17 protein-coding genes and 1 pseudogene are annotated in these 19394 nt (G+C 63.0%); 14 read left to right on the top strand and 4 right to left on the bottom strand.

Annotated elements, in window-relative coordinates; translation table 11 throughout:
* Positions 1-15: 15 nt before the first annotated feature.
* Genes TBR22_RS26420 through TBR22_RS26385 form a run of 7 tightly spaced genes read left to right on the top strand, consistent with a single transcriptional unit; the run spans position 16 to position 7846 of the window.
* On the top strand, positions 16-1206 hold the full coding sequence (locus TBR22_RS26420; protein WP_239493527.1) for a glycosyltransferase family 4 protein: 1191 nt from the start codon (positions 16-18) through the stop codon (positions 1204-1206).
* Positions 1203-1823 (top strand): N-acetyltransferase, encoded by a 621-nt coding sequence (locus tag TBR22_RS26845; RefSeq protein WP_305068758.1) that lies wholly within the window; start codon positions 1203-1205, stop codon positions 1821-1823. Before TBR22_RS26420 ends, TBR22_RS26845 begins: the two co-directional genes overlap by 4 nt.
* Positions 1824-1858: 35 nt before the next feature.
* Positions 1859-2983 (top strand): DegT/DnrJ/EryC1/StrS aminotransferase family protein, encoded by a 1125-nt coding sequence (locus TBR22_RS26405; protein ID WP_239490843.1) that lies wholly within the window; start codon positions 1859-1861, stop codon positions 2981-2983.
* On the top strand, positions 2983-3861 hold the full coding sequence (locus tag TBR22_RS26400) for a glycosyltransferase family 2 protein (protein WP_239490842.1): 879 nt from the start codon (positions 2983-2985) through the stop codon (positions 3859-3861). The genes TBR22_RS26405 and TBR22_RS26400 overlap by 1 nt, the downstream gene beginning before the upstream one ends.
* 19 nt (positions 3862-3880) lie before the next feature.
* Positions 3881-5089: a hypothetical protein gene (locus TBR22_RS26395; protein ID WP_239490841.1), complete on the top strand. Its 1209-nt coding sequence runs from the start codon at positions 3881-3883 to the stop codon at positions 5087-5089.
* 7 nt (positions 5090-5096) lie between these two features.
* The gene (locus TBR22_RS26390) at positions 5097-6893 is read left to right on the top strand and encodes a hypothetical protein (RefSeq protein ID WP_239490840.1); all 1797 of its coding nucleotides are present in this window, start codon (positions 5097-5099) and stop codon (positions 6891-6893) included.
* Between the two features lie 8 nt (positions 6894-6901).
* Complete coding sequence (locus TBR22_RS26385; RefSeq protein WP_239490839.1) at positions 6902-7846, top strand: GNAT family N-acetyltransferase; 945 nt, start codon at positions 6902-6904, stop codon at positions 7844-7846.
* 3 nt (positions 7847-7849) lie between these two features.
* Here TBR22_RS26385 and TBR22_RS26380 read toward each other — a convergent pair whose 3' ends face one another.
* On the bottom strand, positions 7850-8980 hold the full coding sequence (locus TBR22_RS26380; protein ID WP_239490838.1) for a hypothetical protein: 1131 nt from the start codon (positions 8978-8980) through the stop codon (positions 7850-7852).
* A gap of 311 nt (positions 8981-9291) precedes the next feature.
* Between TBR22_RS26380 and TBR22_RS26375 the strand changes: the two genes are divergently transcribed.
* The 3 genes from TBR22_RS26375 to TBR22_RS26365 all read left to right on the top strand — a co-directional run bounded on the left by TBR22_RS26375 (position 9292) and on the right by TBR22_RS26365 (position 12624).
* Positions 9292-10197, top strand: a complete 906-nt coding sequence (locus TBR22_RS26375; protein WP_239490837.1) for a glycosyltransferase family 2 protein — start codon at positions 9292-9294, stop codon at positions 10195-10197.
* A gap of 11 nt (positions 10198-10208) precedes the next feature.
* Positions 10209-10973, top strand: a complete 765-nt coding sequence (locus tag TBR22_RS26370; RefSeq protein WP_239490836.1) for a polysaccharide deacetylase family protein — start codon at positions 10209-10211, stop codon at positions 10971-10973.
* 106 nt (positions 10974-11079) lie between these two features.
* A complete protein-coding gene (locus TBR22_RS26365; RefSeq protein ID WP_239490835.1) occupies positions 11080-12624 on the top strand; it encodes an O-antigen ligase in 1545 nt (514 codons plus the stop codon).
* Positions 12625-12832: 208 nt separating this feature from the next.
* On the opposite strand, the pseudogene TBR22_RS27020 reads toward TBR22_RS26365, so the two are convergent.
* Positions 12833-13366, bottom strand: a pseudogene (locus TBR22_RS27020) (glycosyltransferase family 2 protein); the annotation flags it as partial.
* Between TBR22_RS27020 and TBR22_RS26360 the strand changes: the two are divergent.
* Genes TBR22_RS26360 through TBR22_RS26350 form a run of 3 tightly spaced genes read left to right on the top strand, consistent with a single transcriptional unit; the run spans position 13341 to position 16676 of the window.
* On the top strand, positions 13341-14210 hold the full coding sequence (locus TBR22_RS26360; RefSeq protein WP_239490834.1) for a bifunctional 2-polyprenyl-6-hydroxyphenol methylase/3-demethylubiquinol 3-O-methyltransferase UbiG: 870 nt from the start codon (positions 13341-13343) through the stop codon (positions 14208-14210). The pseudogene TBR22_RS27020 and the gene TBR22_RS26360 overlap by 26 nt on opposite strands.
* A 58-nt stretch (positions 14211-14268) precedes the next feature.
* Entirely contained in the window at positions 14269-15756 is a 1488-nt protein-coding gene (locus TBR22_RS26355; protein WP_239490833.1) for a lipopolysaccharide biosynthesis protein, read from the top strand.
* Positions 15753-16676: a glycosyltransferase gene (locus TBR22_RS26350; protein ID WP_239490832.1), complete on the top strand. Its 924-nt coding sequence runs from the start codon at positions 15753-15755 to the stop codon at positions 16674-16676. The genes TBR22_RS26355 and TBR22_RS26350 overlap by 4 nt, the downstream gene beginning before the upstream one ends.
* 4 nt (positions 16677-16680) lie before the next feature.
* On the opposite strand, the gene TBR22_RS26345 is transcribed toward TBR22_RS26350, so the two are convergent.
* Both TBR22_RS26345 and TBR22_RS26340 read right to left on the bottom strand, forming a co-directional pair.
* The gene (locus TBR22_RS26345; RefSeq protein WP_239490831.1) at positions 16681-17751 is read right to left on the bottom strand and encodes a Gfo/Idh/MocA family protein; all 1071 of its coding nucleotides are present in this window, start codon (positions 17749-17751) and stop codon (positions 16681-16683) included.
* Positions 17752-17820: 69 nt separating this feature from the next.
* Entirely contained in the window at positions 17821-18525 is a 705-nt protein-coding gene (locus TBR22_RS26340; RefSeq protein ID WP_239490830.1) for a hypothetical protein, read from the bottom strand.
* A 27-nt stretch (positions 18526-18552) separates the two neighbouring features.
* On the opposite strand from TBR22_RS26340, the gene TBR22_RS26335 reads away from it, so the two are divergent.
* Positions 18553-19392 carry an exosortase/archaeosortase family protein gene (locus TBR22_RS26335; RefSeq protein WP_239490829.1) on the top strand — a complete coding sequence of 280 codons (840 nt, stop codon included), beginning with the start codon at positions 18553-18555 and terminating at the stop codon, positions 19390-19392.
* Positions 19393-19394 lie beyond the last annotated feature (2 nt).

The following is a 19394-nucleotide window of genomic DNA, read 5'->3' as shown; positions in this document are numbered from 1 at the left end:
GACCACCTCGTGGCGATGGTGGTCTACACCAACTACGACAACGATGCCCGAGTGAGGCGGGAGGCCGAGACCCTCGCCGCAAATGGCTTCCGCGTCGTGTGCTTCTCGAACCGCACGAGCGATCGGCCCCGCCGCTACATGCTGGACGGCGTCGATGTTCGTGAACTTGATGTGCCGAAGTACCGGGGCAAGAGTGGCGCAGCGTACCTTGCCTCATATGGCCGCTTCCTGCTCAAGGCATCCGTTGCCTGCGTTCAGTTGTCCCGCGAAGCCAGAGTGGATGTCGTCCACTGTCACAACCTCCCGGACATCCTCTCCTTCGCTGGCCTCGTACCGAGGCTGAGGGGTAGCCGAGTGGTGCTGGACATTCACGACTCCATACCGGAGACGTTTGCCAGCAAGTTTGCCAACGGCGCACTGCGCTGGAAGCTGCTCTGCCTGGAAGAGAGGCTCGGCACGCTGATCGCCGACCGGGTCATCTGCGTCAACCATCCCCAGCGCGACGCGCTGATCACGCGAGGGCTGCCTGCGGGCAAGACCTTCGTGTCCATGAACGTCCCCGATCCGCGCATCTTCGTGCCGACACAAGGTTCAGTCGCCGCGCGGCCCGATGGCGCGTTCAATCTCGTGTACCACGGGACCATGGCGTCGCGGCTTGGGGTCGATCTCGTGCTCCGGGCTGTGCACGCACTTGCCGAGCGACTGCCGCGATTGCGTCTTCATCTCTGGGGTGGGGGCGACGACCTGCCTGCGTTCCAGGCGCTCGCCAGTCAACTCGGCGTGGCGGACCGTATCCATTTCCGTCCGCAGGGCTATCCACTCGAGGAGCTACCCGATCGACTGGCGTCGATGGACGTGGGCGTCGTCGGCAACCGTCGGTCCCCGGCAGGCGAACTGATGTTGCCGGTGAAGTTGCTGGAGTATGCCGCGCTTGGCATTCCAGCGGTGGTGCCTCGCCTCAGGACGATCAGTCACTACTTCTCGGACGAGATGGTCATGTACTACGAGCCCGGGGACGTGGCATCGATGGCAGAGGCCATCGAGAGACTGCTCGGCGATCAGATCCGGCGCCGAGAGCAACCCCGCAAGGCCGCCGAGTTCCTGAATCAGCATGGGTGGCACCAACAAGGGCCTGAGCTCGTGGATTTCTACAGGAGCCTTGTCAGCAGCGAGGCCGTCACGCGCACCGAGGCGCTGTACAAGTGACCACATTCAAGATCTACGAAGGCGTCGATCTCGGGGACGGCACCATCGTTGAAGATTTCTGCCTCATCGGCGTGCCGCCGCGCGGTCGCGCCGAGGGAGAACTTCCGACGCGAATCGGCGCCGGTGCCTGCATCAGGTCGCACACGGTGGTCTATGCCGGCAACACGATCGGCGCAAACCTGCAGACCGGCAACAAGGTGAACATCCGCGAGTCGAACACGATTGGCGACGACGTGAGCATCGGCACGATGTCCGTGATCGAGCACCATGTCGAGATCGGTCATGGTGTCAGAATTCACACGCAGGCCTTCATCCCCGAGTTCTCGGTGCTCGAGGAAGGTTGCTGGATCGGCCCGAACGTCGTCCTGACCAACGCCAGATACCCCCAGTCGCCCGGCGTGAAGGAATCCTTGCGTGGACCGATCATCCGCCGCGGCGCGAAGATTGGTGCCAATGCGACGCTGCTCCCCGGAGTGGAGATCGGCGCGAACGCCGTGGTCGGCGCCGGGTCAGTCGTGGTCCATGATGTGCCGCCATATGCCGTCGTTGTTGGCAACCCAGCGCGGGTCGTCAACCACGTCTCGAATCTCCCGTACGGCACGACTGCAAACGAGTAGCCCCGACCCAACGTTTCCATCCGTCAGAGATGCTCATGCCCATCACCGAGAAGCACCTCCATGTGCCATTCGTCGACCTGCAGGCGCAATACGCGTCCATCAAGACGGAGGTCGATGCGGCGATCGCTGATGTCCTGAATCGGACGTCGTTCATCGGTGGACCACAAGTCAAGAGCTTCGAAGAGGAGTTCGCCAGGTACTGCGGTGTTGGGCACTGCGTCGGTGTGGCCAACGGGACCGATGCCATCGCCATCGCATTACGGGCGCTCGGGATCGGCGCAGGTCACGAGGTGATCACGGCCGCGAACTCCTTCATCGCGACGTCGGAAGCGATCACGATGGCTGGTGCGTCGCCGGTCTTCGTGGACATCGATCCGAGAACGTGCAACATCGACGTCTCTCGCATAGAGGAGAAGATCACCGCGGCTACTCGGGCGATCGTGCCGGTCCATCTCTATGGCCAGCCTGCCGACATGGATCCCATCCGCGACATCGCCTTCAGGCATGGCCTGCGGATTGTTGGCGATGCCGCACAAGCTCACGGCGCGCTGTACAGGCAGCAGCCGATTGCGACCCTGGCCGACGCGACCTGCTACTCCTTCTATCCGGGAAAGAACCTGGGTGCGTACGGCGATGCCGGGGCGATCGTGACCGCCGATGCCGACGTGGCAACGCGGGCCCGCATGATTGCCAACCACGGGCGCATCGCCAAGTACGACCACACGATGGAGGGTGTCAACAGCCGACTGGACGGCCTCCAGGCGGCCATTCTTCGGGTGAAGCTCGCGCACCTCGAGCGATGGACCGAGGCGCGCCGCTCGAACGCCGCCCGGTACACGGCTCTGCTCCAGGAGACGCCGGTCACGCTGCCATACGAGCTTCCGGATGTCCGCGCGGTCTACCACCTGTACGTGGTGCGCGTGCCTGCGGCGCGTCGCGATGCGATTCAGGCTTCCCTCAAGACGAGCGGCATCGAGACCGGCATCCACTATCCGATTGCCCTGCCGCACCTCGAGGCATACCGGCACCTCGGCCACGCTCCCGCGGACTTCCCAGAGGCATTGCGAGCGTCGGGAGACGTTCTTTCGCTTCCCATGTTTCCCGAGTTGAGCGGCGCGCAAGCCGACCATGTGGTGAACAGCCTGCGTTCGTGCCTTTGATGAGCGACCTCTCCTACGCTCTCGTCACGCCGGCCCGGAACGAGGCGGACTACATCGGCAAAACCCTCGAGTCAGTGGCGCGGCAGACCGTACTGCCCGTGCGGTGGGTCATCGTGAGCGACGGTTCCACTGACGCCACGGAGCGGCTGGTCGCCGAGTATGCGGCTTCGGCGCCTTTCATCGAACTGGTCTGCCTGTCGCAGGATCGCTCGCGGGACTTCGCTGCGAAAGTGCAGGCCTTCAATGCCGGCCTTGCCAGGCTCTCGGCCGTTCGTTACGACGTCATTGGCAGCCTTGATGCGGACATCTCGTTTGGGCCGGACTATTTCGAGTTCCTTCTGAAGAAGTTCAGCGACAGCCCGCGACTCGGCGTGGCCGGAACTCCCTTCGCCGAGGGTGGAGCGACGTACGATTACCGCTACACGAACCAGAACCATGTGTCGGGCGCCTGCCAACTGTTCAGGAGGGAGTGCTTCGAGGAGATCGGGGGGTACGTCCCGATACCCGGCGGAGGCATCGATTGGGTGGCCGTCACCACGGCTCGCATGAAGGGCTGGCAGACCAGGACCTTCACCGAGCGCATCAGCATCCACCATCGGCCGATGGGTACGGGCGCCTCACAGGGTAAGGTCCGCGCTCTGTTCCGGCACGGCCAGAAGGACTTCGCGCTCGGCGGCCACCCGGCATGGCAACTCTTCAGGGGCGCGTATCAGATGACGCGACGGCCCCATCTGGTGGGTGGTGCCGCACTCCTGACCGGATACTTCTGGGCGCTGCTGTCGGGCAAGCGCCGCGTGGTCTCGCCAGAGCTCGCGCGGTTCAATAGATCGGAGCAGATGGCACGATTGCGATCAGCCCTGGTCCGCAGGACCGCGTGACGACCCGATGAGCTTACACATGAAAACCTATTCGCGAGCGTTCTCACCCGAGTCGCTCGACGCACGATCCGGGGCCGTGTACCAGAGCCTCAAGCGAGTGGAGCAGTGGGTCGAGCAGCACGAATACATGGCCTACGAGCCCTTCGACGGCCTGTCGTCACCGCTTCGCTCGCTGACGTTCGGCAACCTGTTGTGCGAGCGGCTCCTGATGCAGGCTGTGCGTCAGAGCCCGCTCAACCTGCGCCCGCTGCTCGGGATCAGACCGCTGCCATCCACCAAGGGCCGCGGCTACATGGCCGCGGCGTACATTGAAATGTGGAAGCTGACCGGCGACGACAGCTATGCAGCCAGGGCTCGCGCGTGCCTCGACTGGCTGATCGTGCACAAGTCACCGAAGTTCGAGAAGCATTCGTGGGCAAACCACTTCGACTTCGCCAGCCGGGGTGGCCGCTACTCCAAGGACGAGTCGATCATCGTGTGGACGTCGCTGATCGGGCTGGCGTTCCTCGACGGGTACGAAGCCCTCGGCGAGCCTCGTTACCTCCGGATCGCCGAAAGCGCATGTGACTGGATCATGGACCTGCCGCGTGAGCGAACCAGCGACGGTACGTGCATCAGCTATCACATGATCGAACAGGAGTCGATCCACAACGCCAACATGCTCGGGGCCGCGTTCCTGGCGCGAACGGGGCGCTTGACCGGCAACAGCGACTACACGGCAACAGCGACGGCCGCGATGGAGTACAGCTGTTCGCGGCAGCGACCGGACGGGTCCTGGTGGTATGCCGAAGAGGACAAATACCACTGGATCGACAACTTTCACACCGGCTACAACCTCGATAGTCTCAAGTGCTACGCGGACGCCACCGGCGACAGCCGGTTCGACGCCGCAATTGCCAGGGGGCTGGAGTACTACATTGCGCACTTCTTCCGCGAGGACGGGTGCCCCCGGTACTACCACGACCGCACGCAGCCGATCGACAGCCAGTGTGCAGCGCAGTCCATCGAGACTCTCGCGCGCTTCGGCAAGACACGGCCTGACTGTCTTGACCTCGCGCACCGGGTCGCTGGCTGGACGATCGCCAACATGCAGGCGCCTGATGGGCATTTTTACTACCGTGCCTACCCGATCATGAAGGCGAAGGCGCCGATGCTGCATTGGGCTCAGGCGACAACGTACAGGGGGCTGGCGGCACTGTTGTCGGCCGTTGTGCCGATTGCCGACTGACGACCGCATGTCGAGCCTCGTTGCCTACGTCGGACCCCTACCGGCCAAAGAAGCGCGCGCCACACTCGCGGCCATGCACCGAGCATCCGCGACCGCGCCAGGTCAAGGCTCACAGCTCAATCTCGACGAACTCGGCGTTCACGTTCAGACGTCTCGGTTGCAGGCCAGAGCCCCGTCCGCCGCGCCTCTGCTGATCGACACCGGCCATTCGTTCCTGACCATGATCGGACAAGTGGATCTTGGAGCCTCTAATGATGCCGCCGACCGACTGAACGAGCTTGCCGCGGCCTGGCATTCGGGTGACCGACCTGGCTTCATGAGCAGGCTGCTGACCTTGAACGGCACGTACGCCGGCGTCGTCGTCGATCGACGTACGGGCCGAACGGCCATCTTCAACGACCGATTCGGTGTCCAGCGGCTGTTTGCGCGCTTCACGAGCACCGGAGTGTGCGTCGCTTCGTGTGCGCGAGGCGTCATCGCCGGCCACCCCGAGCCGACCAGTATCGATCGCAGAGGTCTCGCCCAGATGGTCGTGTGCGGGTGCACACTGTCAGGCACTTCACTGTTCACGGGCATCCAGGTACTGCCGCCGGCGCAAGTATTGTTCTTGGAGCCAGATGGTGCCATCGAGCGGCGGACATACTTCGACCGCCGAGACTGGGAAGATCAGAACGCGCTCGAGCCTGAGACCTTCGCCGCACAGTTCTCTGTCGAGTTCGCCAGGGCGACGATGCGCCAGCTGCAGGATGTAGATGCCGCTCTCTCGCTGACGGGCGGACTCGATTCGCGCATGGTCCTCTCGGTCGCGAATGCCGCACGCCGCACGCTTCCTTGCTACTCCTTCGGCGGGCCTGTGCGAGAGCCGTTCGACGTTCGAATTGGACGCGAACTCGCCCACCGGTGCGAGGTGCCCTTCGAGGCGCTTTCCCTGGATGCAGGATTTGCCAGGTCTGCAGATACCTGGTTCGAACGGTCCGTGTGGATATCGGACGGCTACATCGGACTGCCCGGCGCGGCAGAGTTGTACGTGAACACCCTGGCGAGTCGCATCGCGCCGGTTCGCATCACAGGCAACTACGGCAGCGAGATTCTCAGGGGCGCCAGAGCCGTCGGCGCCAGCCTCAAACGTGTAGCCGTGTTGTGCCCAGATCTTCGTGCTGACGCGGCGGAGGCCCATGCCGAGTTTGGCGAGATAGCCCGCTGGCATCCGGTGTCATTCGCGGCCTTCCATCAAGCACCGGACCATGGCTATGGCCGCCGAGCCGTCGAGACGTCACAAGTCGTGACGACGACACCCTTCCTGGACAATGAAATCGTCCGTCTCGTCTACCAGGCTCCACCTGCGATGGATGGGACAGCACTGTCCGTGCGCGTCATCAACGACCACAGTCCACAGCTGCTCGACGTTCCCACGGACCGCGGACTGCTCGGTCGAGGTTGGTCGGCCAGACGATACCTCCTCCGTTTCTGGAGGGAGGTCACCTTCAAGGCCGAGTACCTCGCCAACACGGGAATGCCTGACCTGCTGACGAGACGACCACGGTTGCGACGAGTGATGGGAGTCGAATCGAGACTGCTCGGCCGCCACAAGTTCTACCACCTCCGTGCGTTGCTGCGGAACGATCTGGAGCCGTATGTGAGAGACACGCTCTGCGGCAGCGACTTGCCAGCCTATCTCGAGCGCACGCGAGTTCGAGCGATGGTCGACGAGTTCTACTCGGACCGACAGAATCATGCCTCGAACATCGATCTCGCGTTGACGCTCACGGTCGCAACGCGGTCCCTGCTGTCCCAGCCTTGCTGAACGAGCCCATGGAAGCCCATTCAGCAGAGACGACCGAAAAGGGTGTCCGGACGCGTCGAGCCGCCATACCGATAGGCGACGACCTGAAGGTCGTGGTGCGCAGGGGCGTAATGAGTGTCGGCTCGATCCTCGACGAGTTCTGGCTCCCGTCAGACTCTCTCCCACCGCTGGAGTCGATCATCCGCACTCTCAGGTCGGCAAGCGGGTGTCCCGATGTGTTCACCATCGCCGAGCGCCTGCCAGCCCCTTCACTGAGGCTCGACTTCGCGACCGAGAACGAATCCCTCGCCGTGGCGACCTTCTCGTCGTACGAGGAATGGTTCGACAAGGTCAACAGGAGCGTCCGGAAGCACATCCGGAAGGCCGAGCGGGAAGGGATCGTGGTGGCAGAAGCTCCCTTCAACGACGAACTTGTCGCCGGGATCCACCGCGTCTACAACGAGGTTCCAGTTCGACAGGGCCGTCCGTTCTGGCACTTCGGCAAGGATCTCGCCGTTGTCCGCGCCGACAATGCCACGTTCCTGGACAGGAGCGTGTTCTTGACGGCTCATGCCGACGGCGACTTCGTCGGCTTTCTCAAGATGGTGGAGATCGAGCCTGGCGTGAGTGCGCTCATGCAGATTCTGTCGACGGTTGCGCACCAGGACCGTCGTCCGACAAACGCCCTGCTTGCGAAGGCGGTCGAAGTCTGCGCGCGCCGCGGTGTGAAGCAGTTGGTCTATGGGCACTATGCCTATGGTTCCAAGGAGAGCGGATCCCTGGTCGACTTCAAGCAGGCCAACGGCTTTGAACGCGTCGACGTTCCGCGCTACTTCATTCCCTTGAGCGCCGTTGGCCGTGTAGGACTCAAGCTCGGTTTGCACCGACCGCTGAAGGATCGGATTCCTCCGGCACTCCGCTCCCGCCTCGTATCGCTGCGCGCCCGCTGGCATGCGACCCGAGGCGCTGCGTAGCGGTCACTGTCCCGGTATCAGTCGGAGATTACTCGGCGCCGCCGGCGTGGACAACGGGTGGGGATACTGGTACGGCACGTACCCTGGCTTGGCACCCGCGTTGGCGACGTAGTCGCGGCCGGACTTGATGTGGACCGCTGACCCATTGACGACCTCCACTCCGAGTACGGCTCCGTTGATGGTGTTGTCCCAGAAGTACGCTGGCTCCAACGACTGCGCGGGATATGGCGCAGCCGACCAGAGGGCAGCATCCCGTCCTCTCCCGATCTGGTCACGACACGGGTACCCGTTCGACTCGGCGTTTCCGTCCCAGACCGAGGCGCCGCTGCACTGGCCCACCTCCCCTCCGACATTGGTGAACGTCCTGACGTTGTCGAGATGAATGGCCGGAGCGGTGAAGTTACCCGTGAACGTGTTCCCAAAAACGACGCCGGTGCCGCCTCTGAGAAACATCGGCCGGTACACCGAGGTGTTGGCCTGACGGAGGGTGTTGTCGTAAATCTCCCACTTGCGACACGCTCGCGCATGCCCCTGGATGGAGTGAGACTCCAAGTAGGAATCCGTGACGCTGTTGTACCGGAAAACCATTCGCCCAGAGTACTCGCAATCTATCGCATTGTAGAAGACTGTGAACGTGAAGGCGTTGGCTTCCACGTAAACCGCCTCGGCCGAGCCCAGTGCGAGTGGTTCTGACCAGTGATTAGTATTGCGAAGGTCTGTAGGGCCCACACCCGCGTACCCATGCACGAGAACACGACCGTTGAGGAACTCGCAGTGGTCGATCAATCCGCGTGGGTGCATGGAAGCGTTGGTCCCGCGGACGTAGACGGCCGTGTACGCGGCATTGCCCCGAAAGCGGATGTCATGGATGCGCCAATCCCGGTTCGACCCGACACCGATGCTGGCACCGCCATCGAGGGTCATCGCCGAAATGCTGGCTCCGTCAGCGGCTATTCCGAACACGGCCTGCCCATTGCTGGCCGCCACGATGACCGTTGCCGCCTTCCCGGCTCCAACCAGCGCGATGCGCTTGACGCCTGTAGACACGTAGCCCGACCATGTGCAGGTGCCCTGCGGCAATCGAACCTCGTCGCCGTCTGCCGCGGCGTTCACGGCCGCCTGTACATCGCTCATGGCGCAACTAGCAGCGGTCCGCGTGGCCGCGCTGGCAGTAGAAGCACTTGCAACTGCGACGGCCACGACAAGGATGACGAGGGTCAAACTGGATCTCATGCAGGTTCTCCGCGCTCCCGAAGCCACGCCCTTCCGTGGAATCTCTTCCATCATACCCTTAGCAAAAACAGAGCCAACAGCACCCCATACAGAAGGCGGCGCCCGGAGCTGCATCACGATGCCTGAGCGACGAAAGGCCGTCAGTTCTGAGCTCGACCGGGCAAAACGCTCCTGGTTCCGAACGGGGGACTGGGCTTTGGGTGTACAGGCTCATGCCTGACATCTCGGTCTGCGTCTGCACATTCCGCCGGCCTGTCCTGCTCAAGCGCTTGTTGGAGGCCATGCGACAGCAGGATCTTCCGGGCCACGTCGAGCTAGAGATCGTGGTGGTTGACAACGCTCCAGAGGCATCAGCAGAAGCGGTCGTTCGTGAGTTCGTGACAGCGGGAGGAAGCCCCGTACGTTACGTGGCTGAGCCTTCCCGCAACATCTCCATCGCCCGCAACACCGCCCTGGCGTCGGCCACGGCGCCCATCCTCGCCCTCATCGACGACGATGAGCTGCCATCCAAGAGGTGGCTGCTGAACGCTCTGAACACGCTCGAAGAGACAGGCGCAGACGGCGTACTCGGACCGGTCATTCCGGAGTATCCCCTGGGTGCGCCCTCCTGGCTGCGTTCTCTGGCCGCCACTCAACGACGGCGACTCACGACGGGAAGCCGTGTGGAGCAGCGAGACGCCCGCACGGGAAACGTTGTCCTGAGGCGCGAGCGCATTGGGGCAGGCCCGTGGTTTCGCCCAGAGTTCGGGCGCACAGGCGGCGAGGACAGCGACTTCTTCCAGCGGCAGTTTGCACGTGGCCTGCAGTTCGTGTGGTGTGACGAGGCGGTCGTCAGCGAGGCCGTTCCAACCAGTCGATGGACCATCCGCTACCACGTGATAAGGGAGTGGCGGTCCGGCAGCATCACCGGGAGTGCGCATCGCCTGGGACTCGGGCCCTCCCTTTCATTGCGCCGAATGGCCAGGGAAGCCATCTACGCGGTGGTATGTACGGCTGCGGCTCTGCCGGCGGTCGCTCTGCCAAGATCAGTTGGCGTGCGGATCTGGCAAAAGGCTGCGTACTCGCTGGCTCTCTTGCTCTCTGCGGCGGGGCTGAGTTCGGCCGCCGAGCGCACTTGATGCAAGGGTCCATGTTCATCAGACACCTCGATGGCGCCCGAAGCCGATACCGGCGGCAGGTGGCTTCGTACTTTAGCCGCCGCACAGTGCCCGTTGACCTGGCCGATCCGCTAATCTCCTTCACGTTCGACGACTTCCCCGCCAGCGCGCTGCGCTCCGGAGGGCCCATTCTCGAGCGGCACGGTGCTACCGCCACGTACTACGTCAGCCTCGGGCTGCTGGGCATGCCAACTCCTACTGGTCGCATTGTCGAGGGAGCTGCGCTTCCTGGCCTGCTCGCCTCGGGACACGAACTGGGGTGCCATACGTACAGCCACTGCCACTCTTGGAACACGGCTCCGGCAAGATTTCGGGCGGACGTCCTCAGGAATCGAGATGTTCTGGCCGACCTGCTGCCGGAAGGCCGGTTCGAGACGTTCTCATATCCGATCGCACCACCCCGTCCGCGAACCAAGATCCTGACCTCGAATCTGTTCCGTTGCTCCCGGCTCGGCGGACAAAAGATCAACGCCGGCTACTGTGACCTCAATCAGCTATCGGCGTTCTTCCTGGAGAAGGCAAACGGCGACATCGGCGAGGTCGAGCGGATCATCAACGAAGCCTGCGCCGCAAAGGGGTGGTTGATCGTGGCAACCCACGATATCGACGAGCAGCCCACACCCTTTGGATGCACGCCGTCCTTCTTCTCTGAGGTCGTGCGTCGCGCTGTCGGCTCAGGAGCTCGGATTCTGCCGGTCGGCCGAGCCTTGGACGTCGTCCTGCGAGGTCGTGCCTAGACAGCTTGCAGCGATCGCGTGCCTCGCCTTCATCGCGGTCCTACTGCGATGGTCGGCCGAGCCGCCCCCCCAGGCATCCCGCGCGCGCTGGGTAGCATTCGCCTGGGTGCTCCTGGCCGGTTCCCGCTTTCTGTCGCGCTGGCTGGCCATCGTCGGCATAGGCATGACGGGCGGAGGGTCTGCGGCCGACGGGAGCCCGATCGACATGGTGGCGTTCCTCGTCCTGATGACGCTGATGGCGGTCTCGCTGGCACGAAGAAACATCAACTGGCCTTCGTTGCTGGGTGCCAACTGGACCTTGTGCGCGCTCTATGCATTTGGCTTGCTCAGCATCACGTGGAGCGCGGACCCGGTAGTAGCCCTGAAAAGACTGATCAAGAGCACCGGTACCGTGGCGGCCGCCTTGGTGATCCTCACTGACAAGTACCCTTACAAGGCGCTGAGGTCGGTCATGACTTCACTGAGCGTGGTTCTCCTGCCGCTCTCGATTCTCTTCATTAAGTACTACCCAGAGATTGGCCGCCAGTATCACTCCACAGGGGCACAAATGATGACGGGAGTGACTACGCAGAAGAACTCCCTGGGTGAACTGTGCATGCTGACAGGCCTCTACGCTTCTTGGAACCTGCTTCACGTCAGGCCCACCGGCGGAAACAACGGCGGCCGGCTCCCTTGGCACGTCGCCCTGCCGGTCCTCGCGATGGTGGCGTGGCTCATGCTGCTTGCCGACAGCGCCACCGCCCTAGTATGCCTGGCGACTGCGACGGGAGTGCATTTCATCGGCCGGTCACCGCAGATCGCCTCGCGTCCAACCCGCCTCGCGCTGGTACTCGCAGCAACGGCCTCCAGTTACGTCATCCTGCAGTTCGGCTTCGACATCAATGCAGTCCTTCTGGGACTACTGAACCGTCGTCCTGATCTGACCACCAGAGTGCCGATGTGGGAAGACCTCTTGGCTACGGCGGCCAACCCGCTAGTGGGCTTCGGCTGGCAGAGCTTTTCACTGACAGAGCAACACAGCCGCATCTTTGAGAGATGGCAGGTCGTTTCAGTGCACAACACCTATCTCGATTTGTACCTGAATCTCGGGCTAGTCGGGCTGGCACTGTACGGGCTCGTGTGGCTCCGGGGGGTATGGAGCAGCGTGCGCTGTCTGACGGCATCGTACCAACAGGGCGTTCTTAGGATCAGCTTGCTGCTGGTGGTAGCGCTCTATGGCTGGACCGAAACCGTCGATCTCGGCGTGAGCAACATGTACTGGGTGCTGCTCTTGGCTGCGATCGATCTCCCGATCCTGACCGCACCTCTCACCGCCCGGTCGTCCATGGGCGGAGCTGGACGACAAGGAACGACAAGCGCGTCCTCAATGCCGCCTCCGCGTGTTCCGGTCAATCGGGGCTCTTGGTCAAAAACCAGCAGGCACACTTCTCAAGGCGGTAGGCGGCCGCGGCGCGCACCCGTGGAAGGATCCGCCGGCCCCGTTGTATCGACGCACGGAGCCCGAGACGGTCAAGGAGCACCCACCCCTGAGCCTCCTGCGGCGCGACCAGAATTCCATCGAACTCTTGCGCAAACTGGCCGAGGTGAGCAATCAGCGCGGGATGATCGGGATAGAACAGGGGATATAGACGTTGAAGGTACGAAAGGATAGCCGATCGTGAAGCCTCGGAGGAGTCGAGCGCACGCAGCCTCCGCACCTGCAGGATCGACGAGCGAAGTTGCGAGGCCAGTCTGTCAGGAGAATGGACTTGCTGGCTAAGGCTCCCCGCTGGTCCGCGACGGACGTAGGAGCAGGAGTCGGCAACGAATCTGATACCCGAGCTCACCGCCATGACGCGCGAGAAGTACTCACCATCATCGTCCATCGACAACGTTTCGTCCCAGGGGCCTGCCGCCTCCGCAAGCCTTCGGCTGACCAACCAAGACTCGATGGCCATCCAGGAATTGTCTCTGAACTTTCGAATTGCCCATTCGGCCGGCGACAGATCCGTCCACAGTGCCGACCGCTCGAACCGAGCCCTTGCGGGGCACGCACGAAAGCGCCCCCAGGCGGACGAGTACAGCGCCGTGTCTTCGCGTCCTTCCGCCAACTGCCTGGCGATCTTGCTCGGGGACAGGAGATCGTCCGCGTCCAGCCACTGTATGAACTCGCCCTGGGCAGCACGCAGCGCCAGGTTGCGGGCCGCACTCGCGCCACGATTCTTCTGCGACAGCACCTGGACCCGCGGTGATGCAAGGGATTGCAGTACAGCAAGCGTGGCGTCGGAAGAGCCGTCGTCGACCGCAATCACCTCGAGCCGCTGCCACGTCTGCGAGGTGGCGGACCGAACGGCATCAGCGATCCAGCGCTCTGCGTTGTAGGCGGGTATGAGGACGGAGACGAGTGGCGCCATCGGAGACCAGGACAAAACAGTAACACCGCAGCCGAATCCCTCCCAGAACAATATGCAACGCGACCAGCACGAGTCATGCAATTCAGTGCCCTTCGATCATGGGCAGAACCTCGCGTCCCTGTCGGGTCCCCGGGCGGCACTTTCGGTGATGTTCCAGTGCGGCAGTCCCGCGTCCCTTCTCGACGTCGGCTGTGGCATCGGGCAGTGGGTCCAGGCAGCGCGTGAACTCGGAGTCAAGGATGCTTGGGGGCTGGACGGCGTACGTATCCCATCGGCCTCTCTACATTTCCCCGCCGAGAACTTCCTCACGCAGCCGCTGACGAAGCCATTCAGCCTTGCGCGGCGCTTCGACGTCGCCCTGTGCCTCGAGGTCGGCGAGCACCTCGACTCCGAACACGCTCGCACCCTGATTGAGACGCTCGTGGCTCACGCAGATACGATCTACTTCTCTGGCGCTTGTCCCGGGCAGCCCGGACAGCATCACGTCAACTGCCAGTGGCCAGCATACTGGCAGCAGTTGTTCAACGAACAAGGTTACGCCTGCTCGGACCGCCTGCGATGGATGCTCTGGGCTGATGAGCGGATTGAGCCGTGGTACCGGCAAAACATCTTTGTGGCGAAGCGCGAACCGACACTCGCCGGTAAGGAGGCGCGGATCCCACCGGTGGTGCATCCGGCACTGCTTCCCTTTCTGTTACAAGGCGAGGAGATAGCCAAGGTCGAGACCGGTCGGATGTCCCTTTCATGGTATGGCGCGATCCTGCCGAAGGCGCTGTGGGCTAAGCTTCAGCGGCGAACTGCCGCTCTCACGAAGCAAGATAGTGTCGACCTCACAAAGAGCTGAATCAGTGCCGCCAAATGAACCTCAGGACTCACCAGAGCTACCTGGACCTCGCGCCGCGGTGCGCCAGGCAGTACTCGGTCGCCAGGTCATAACGGGCGGCATCCTGACGGCACTCGCGCAAGGGGCCAAGGCGGGGCTTGGAATCCTGTCGGCGATGGTTCTCGCAAGGCTTCTTGCGCCGCAGGACTTTGGTCTCGTCGCCATGGTGGCGAGCGTGGCGAGTCTGCTTCGCATATTCAGAGACGCAGGTCTATCGACCGCAACAATCCAGCGGGATTCAATCTCACAGGCCCAGGTGTCAAATCTCTTCTGGGTGAACGTAGGGATTGGTGCAGTTCTGGCGCTGACGCTCGCAGCCAGCGGCCCACTAATCGGAGCCTTCTACCGCGACTCACGGCTGCCAGCCATAGCTGTGGCATTGGCACTCGGATTCGTGCTCAGCGGAGGCATTGTCCAGCACCAAGCACTGTTGGCGCGGTCACTTCGTTTCGGCCGACTTGCAGCAATCGAAGTCGCGTCGGGCGCTGTCAGCTTGGTGGTCGCCGTAGTGCTGGCATCAGCCGGGTGGGGATACTGGTCTCTGATCGCCTCATCGCTGGCGCTGGAGGCGTGCACGCTGGTACTGACCTGGAGCGCATCCGGGTGGAGACCTCGGTTGCCGGCACGTGGCGTCGGAACTCGTGAACTTCTGAGTTTCGGAGCCTCGATGACGGCTGGCTCGCTGCTGCACATTCTGTCCCGCAACGTGGACAACGTGCTCTTGGGGCGTGTGCACGGCGCCGAAGTCGTGGGGCTATACAGTCGAGCGTACATACTCCTGATGCGCCCAGTCGACCAGTTCTTGATGCCAATCGGCCCGGTCATAGTGCCAGCGCTTTCTCGTCTCAACGGCGATCCCGCACGGTACCGACGTGCTTTCCTTCGTTTCTACGGTGCGGTAGCTCTCGTGGGTTTTCCGTTCGCAGGGATCTGTCTTGCGCTTGCCGGTCCAATGACGCTGGTCCTGCTCGGCCCTCGTTGGAGTGATTCGGCGCCGGTATTCCGAGCGTTCTCGCTGGCAGCGCTGTTCCTCCCGCTAGCCGCTCCCAGCGGATGGCTTCTGATAAGTCAGGGACGCGCGCGAGAGTATGTCGGACTGAATGCCGCGGTCGCGACGGTCTCTATCGCGTCCTACGTAGCAGGCGTCCGCTTTGGCGCGGTTGGGGTTGCATACTCATACTCGGTCGCATCACTTCTCCTCAGCCTTCCAGTCCTCTTCCATATCTGCGGACGCCGAGGCCCGGTGTTGTCTACGGACCTCTGGAGCGTATTCTGGCGCCACGCCCCGCTGTGGTGCCTCGCGTTCGCGGTAGCGAGCTCCGTTAGCAGCTCGTTGAACTCATCCACGCCCCTAGTGCAACTACTGTCTGGTGTTGGGAGCGCGTCCCTTGCCGTCATAGGCGTTCTGATGGTGGTACCAGCGTACCGTCGGAACGCACAAGTCCTGCTGAGCGACGGGGTCGCTGCATTGAAGTCGTACGCGGGCGGTTCGAGGGTCGTCGGATGATCAGCGCTATCGTGTGTACTCACAACCCGCGCATGGAGTACCTGAACAGGGTACTGAATGCACTATCAATGCAGGAACTCGAGAAGTCTCTGTGGGAACTACTCGTTATTGATAACGGCAGCAGTGATCCACTAGAGGACAGACTGGAACTCGGCTGGCATCCACAAGCCCGAGTAATCACGGAGCACAGGCTAGGTTTGACGCACGCGCGGTTCCGCGGCATAGCTGAATCCCGAGGGGAAACGTTGCTCTTCATCGATGACGACAACGTTCTTGATCCTGGATATCTTCAAGCGTGTTGTGACATCGCGTCCGAGTGGCCCCAGTTGGGCGCGTGGGGCGGCGCAATCGTCCCGGAGTTCGAGAAGCAGCCTGAGCCAGATGTGGTGCCATTCCTGTCGGCGCTCGCATTGCGCGACGTGACACGGGCAACATGGACCAACGTGAGGCGCTGCAGTTCAGCGGAGCCTTGGGGAGCGGGCTTGTGTGTTCGCAGGCAGGTTGCTGAAGCCTATGTCACCCACCTTCGAGAGGCCCCGTTCCAGATTCTGGACCGAGTGGGCGGCATGCTGCTGAGTGGCGGCGACACGGAGATGTGCTTCGTTGCCTGCGAATCTGGAATGGGCATGGGTCTCTTCCCGTCGCTGAAAGTGACTCACCTGATCCCCGAGCGCAGGGTGGAACCGTCGTATATCGTCGCGATCTCCAAGGGCCTGGCGGCTAGTGAGGCGCTGATGTCGTTCAAGTGGGACAGGCAATCACCAGAGGCCGAGACGTCGTTCTCTCAGTTGTTCCGCTGTCTGAAGCGCATGATACTGGCCGGGGGGCGGTTGGAGCGTCGCGTGCACTGGGCACGCTATCGAGGCCGTGTTGAGGCCGCGCGGATGTATACGGCACGCATCAATCTGCCACCTCGGTAGAACCTTAGCGATCTTTCAAATCCAGTCCCAAGGGCACACCCTCAGGAACATATCGAAGGCGAACCTCCTTCCGGGTGGCGGCCGCTTGATATATTGCTATTACGAGTTCCAGGGACTTTCGGCCCTCGATACCGTCGAGCATCGCTCGCCGACGAGTTCGGATGCAGTCCAGGACATCGTTGTAGAACGCCATGTGCCCGAATCCATAGACCGTGGGAGGATTCTGGCTCCACTCCTCGGGGTTCACGTCATCGGCGCTGGCTTCGGCGAAGTTCCACGTCTCCACGCGATTGACCGCAAATCCACCGATGACCGCCGATCCTCGCTCGCCCAGGACCGATACGCTGCCTTCGAGATCACGCGGGCGGGCTGTCGTCGTGGCCTCGGCAACCCCCAGCGCACCAGAGCGGAACTTGAGGATGGCGAGGCCGACGTCCTCTACTTCGACGTCGACCAGACGGGTGGCGGTGTATGCCTGCACGCTCTCGACAGGTCCCATCAGCCACTGCAGCAGGTCGACATGATGACTCGCCTGGTTGGCGAACACGCCGCCGTCGTCCCTCCAGGTGCCGCGCCAGGCATCGAGGTCGTAGTATTCCTGTGTGCGGCACCAGCGGACCCGCACGGTGCCCAGCGAGAGCTTCCCGAACCGGCCACGGTCGAGTGCCTGACGAAGCTTCACGACAGGCCGGTTGTAACGGTTTTGCTGCACCACGAACAGGCCCACGCCAGCCCGGTCGCAAGTGTCAATCATCCGATCCGCGTCATCGAGCGTCAGCGCCATCGGCTTCTCGACGACCACGTTGCCGGTGTATGGCACCACGTCGCACGCCACCCGCGCGTGCGCTCCCGAATGAGTCAGGACCGAGACGATGTCCGGCCGGACGGTGCGCACCATCTCCAGGTAGTCGGTGAACGCCGGGGCGCCGCTGGCGGTCGCCGCCTTGGCGAGGCGATCTTCACGGCTGTCGCAGACGCCGACGAGCTGGATGCCCGGGTGATCAGCGAGAACCTCGATGTGCCGGGTGGAGATGCGACCACAGCCGACCAGCACACACGTCAACTTCTCCGACATAAGACTCCTGCGCAGGGCATGGCATCCGCCGCTCCTGTTGCCGACCGCCAAGATTCGTGTGGGCTCCTGTCAGCGACCGTCCTCCGGGCAACACAGGAACGGCATGACTCGGAAGCGATAGTACTGAAGCTTGACCCACTGCTCCAAGACATTCTGCACGCCATGCCATGTGTCGGACCAGTGGGCGACGCTCGCTCGCTGATCGTCGACGTCACAGTGCACGGTGATGCCTGATCGCGCCATGACGGCCCCATACACGAGGGCTGAACGGCGACTACGAAACAGTGGCGTGACCAGCACGACCGACCGGATGCGCTCTCGATCCAGATACCTTCTGATGTCCTTCGCGGCGTTCAGGCTGATGGGCTCGACCTCGCGAATCGGCACGAGCTCGATGGGCCCGATCGCCGATATCCTTGCCATCACGTCGGCGATGCCTGTCGACACGCTGTTCAGTCGTGTCGTCCCCGGATCGACCCGTACTGGCACCAGCACCCGCGATGCCACGCCACTCCGCTTGAGGTCACGGGCGCGTTCGAACAGCAGGTACTCGGGATCGAAGTTCTCGACGAGGATGGCGTCGCCCTGCCTCGGGCCTGGCGAGCACACCAGGCTCTCTCCGATAGCCCGGACCCATAACGGTGCCGTGACGCGCAGCGCGGCAAAGAGGGCGAGCAGCAGGCCGGCGCGAAGGAGCCAGGTGGTCCTCGTGCGGGTGTCGCGTTTCAGCAAGTGGCGCTTCCAGCCGGTCACCGTCGCAGCCTCCTCGGACACGGCCGGATCATATCGTCGGAGGGGCGCGTGACGCTGTTCGTCGCGGCGCTGACGTCGGCATTCTGCCTGCCGCTCTACAGCCTTCTCCTGCATGGCCTGGCAAGCGATCTCCACTCGCACGTCGTGCTGGTGCCGTTGGTGAGCCTGTTCCTACTCAGAGAGCGCCGAGCGACGATGCCACCCGCGGGCCCTGCCTGGCTCGGTGGCTCGGTGGTACTGGCCATTATCGGCGTCGCAACGGTCGGTGCCAGCCTCGCCTCACGACGCGTGCTCAGTCACAACGATCACCTTGCCCTCTTCGCACTTGCCTACGTGTCCCTCCTTGCCGCTGGCGGGGCGTGGTTCAAGGGGCAGGCATGGATGCGCGCCGCCGCCTTCCCGTTCGCGTTCCTCATCTTCATGGTGCCCCTGCCAGACGGCGCCGTGGACTGGCTTGAACGCGCATCCGTTGTCGGTTCGACCGATGCCACCGAGCTGTACTACCGTATCTTCGGCACTCCATACCTACGCCGCGGCGTCATCTTCGAGCTGCCTACCATCACCCTGCGCGTCGCGCAGGAGTGCAGCGGCATTCGTTCGAGCTGGGTCCTGTTCATCACCAGCATCCTCGCCGCCAACATGTTCCTGCGCACCACATGGCGGCGCATCGCCCTGGTCGCCTTCGTGATCCCGCTCGGCATCCTGCGCAACGGGTTTCGCATCTTCGTGCTGAGCGAGCTGTGCATCAGGATCGGTCCCCACATGCTCGACACCGCCATCCACCATCGCGGCGGCCCAATCTTCTTCGCGCTGTCATTGATCCCCCTCTTCGCCTTCCTCTGGTGGCTGCGCCGAGGCGAGGGCGCACCGACGCCACGGGCGGCATAGCC

The sequence above is a fragment of the Luteitalea sp. TBR-22 genome (assembly GCF_016865485.1).
Taxonomy (GTDB): Bacteria; Acidobacteriota; Vicinamibacteria; order Vicinamibacterales; family Vicinamibacteraceae; genus Luteitalea.
Note: the sequence above shows the minus strand (reverse complement) of the source record. Positions and strands in the feature narration are given on the sequence as shown.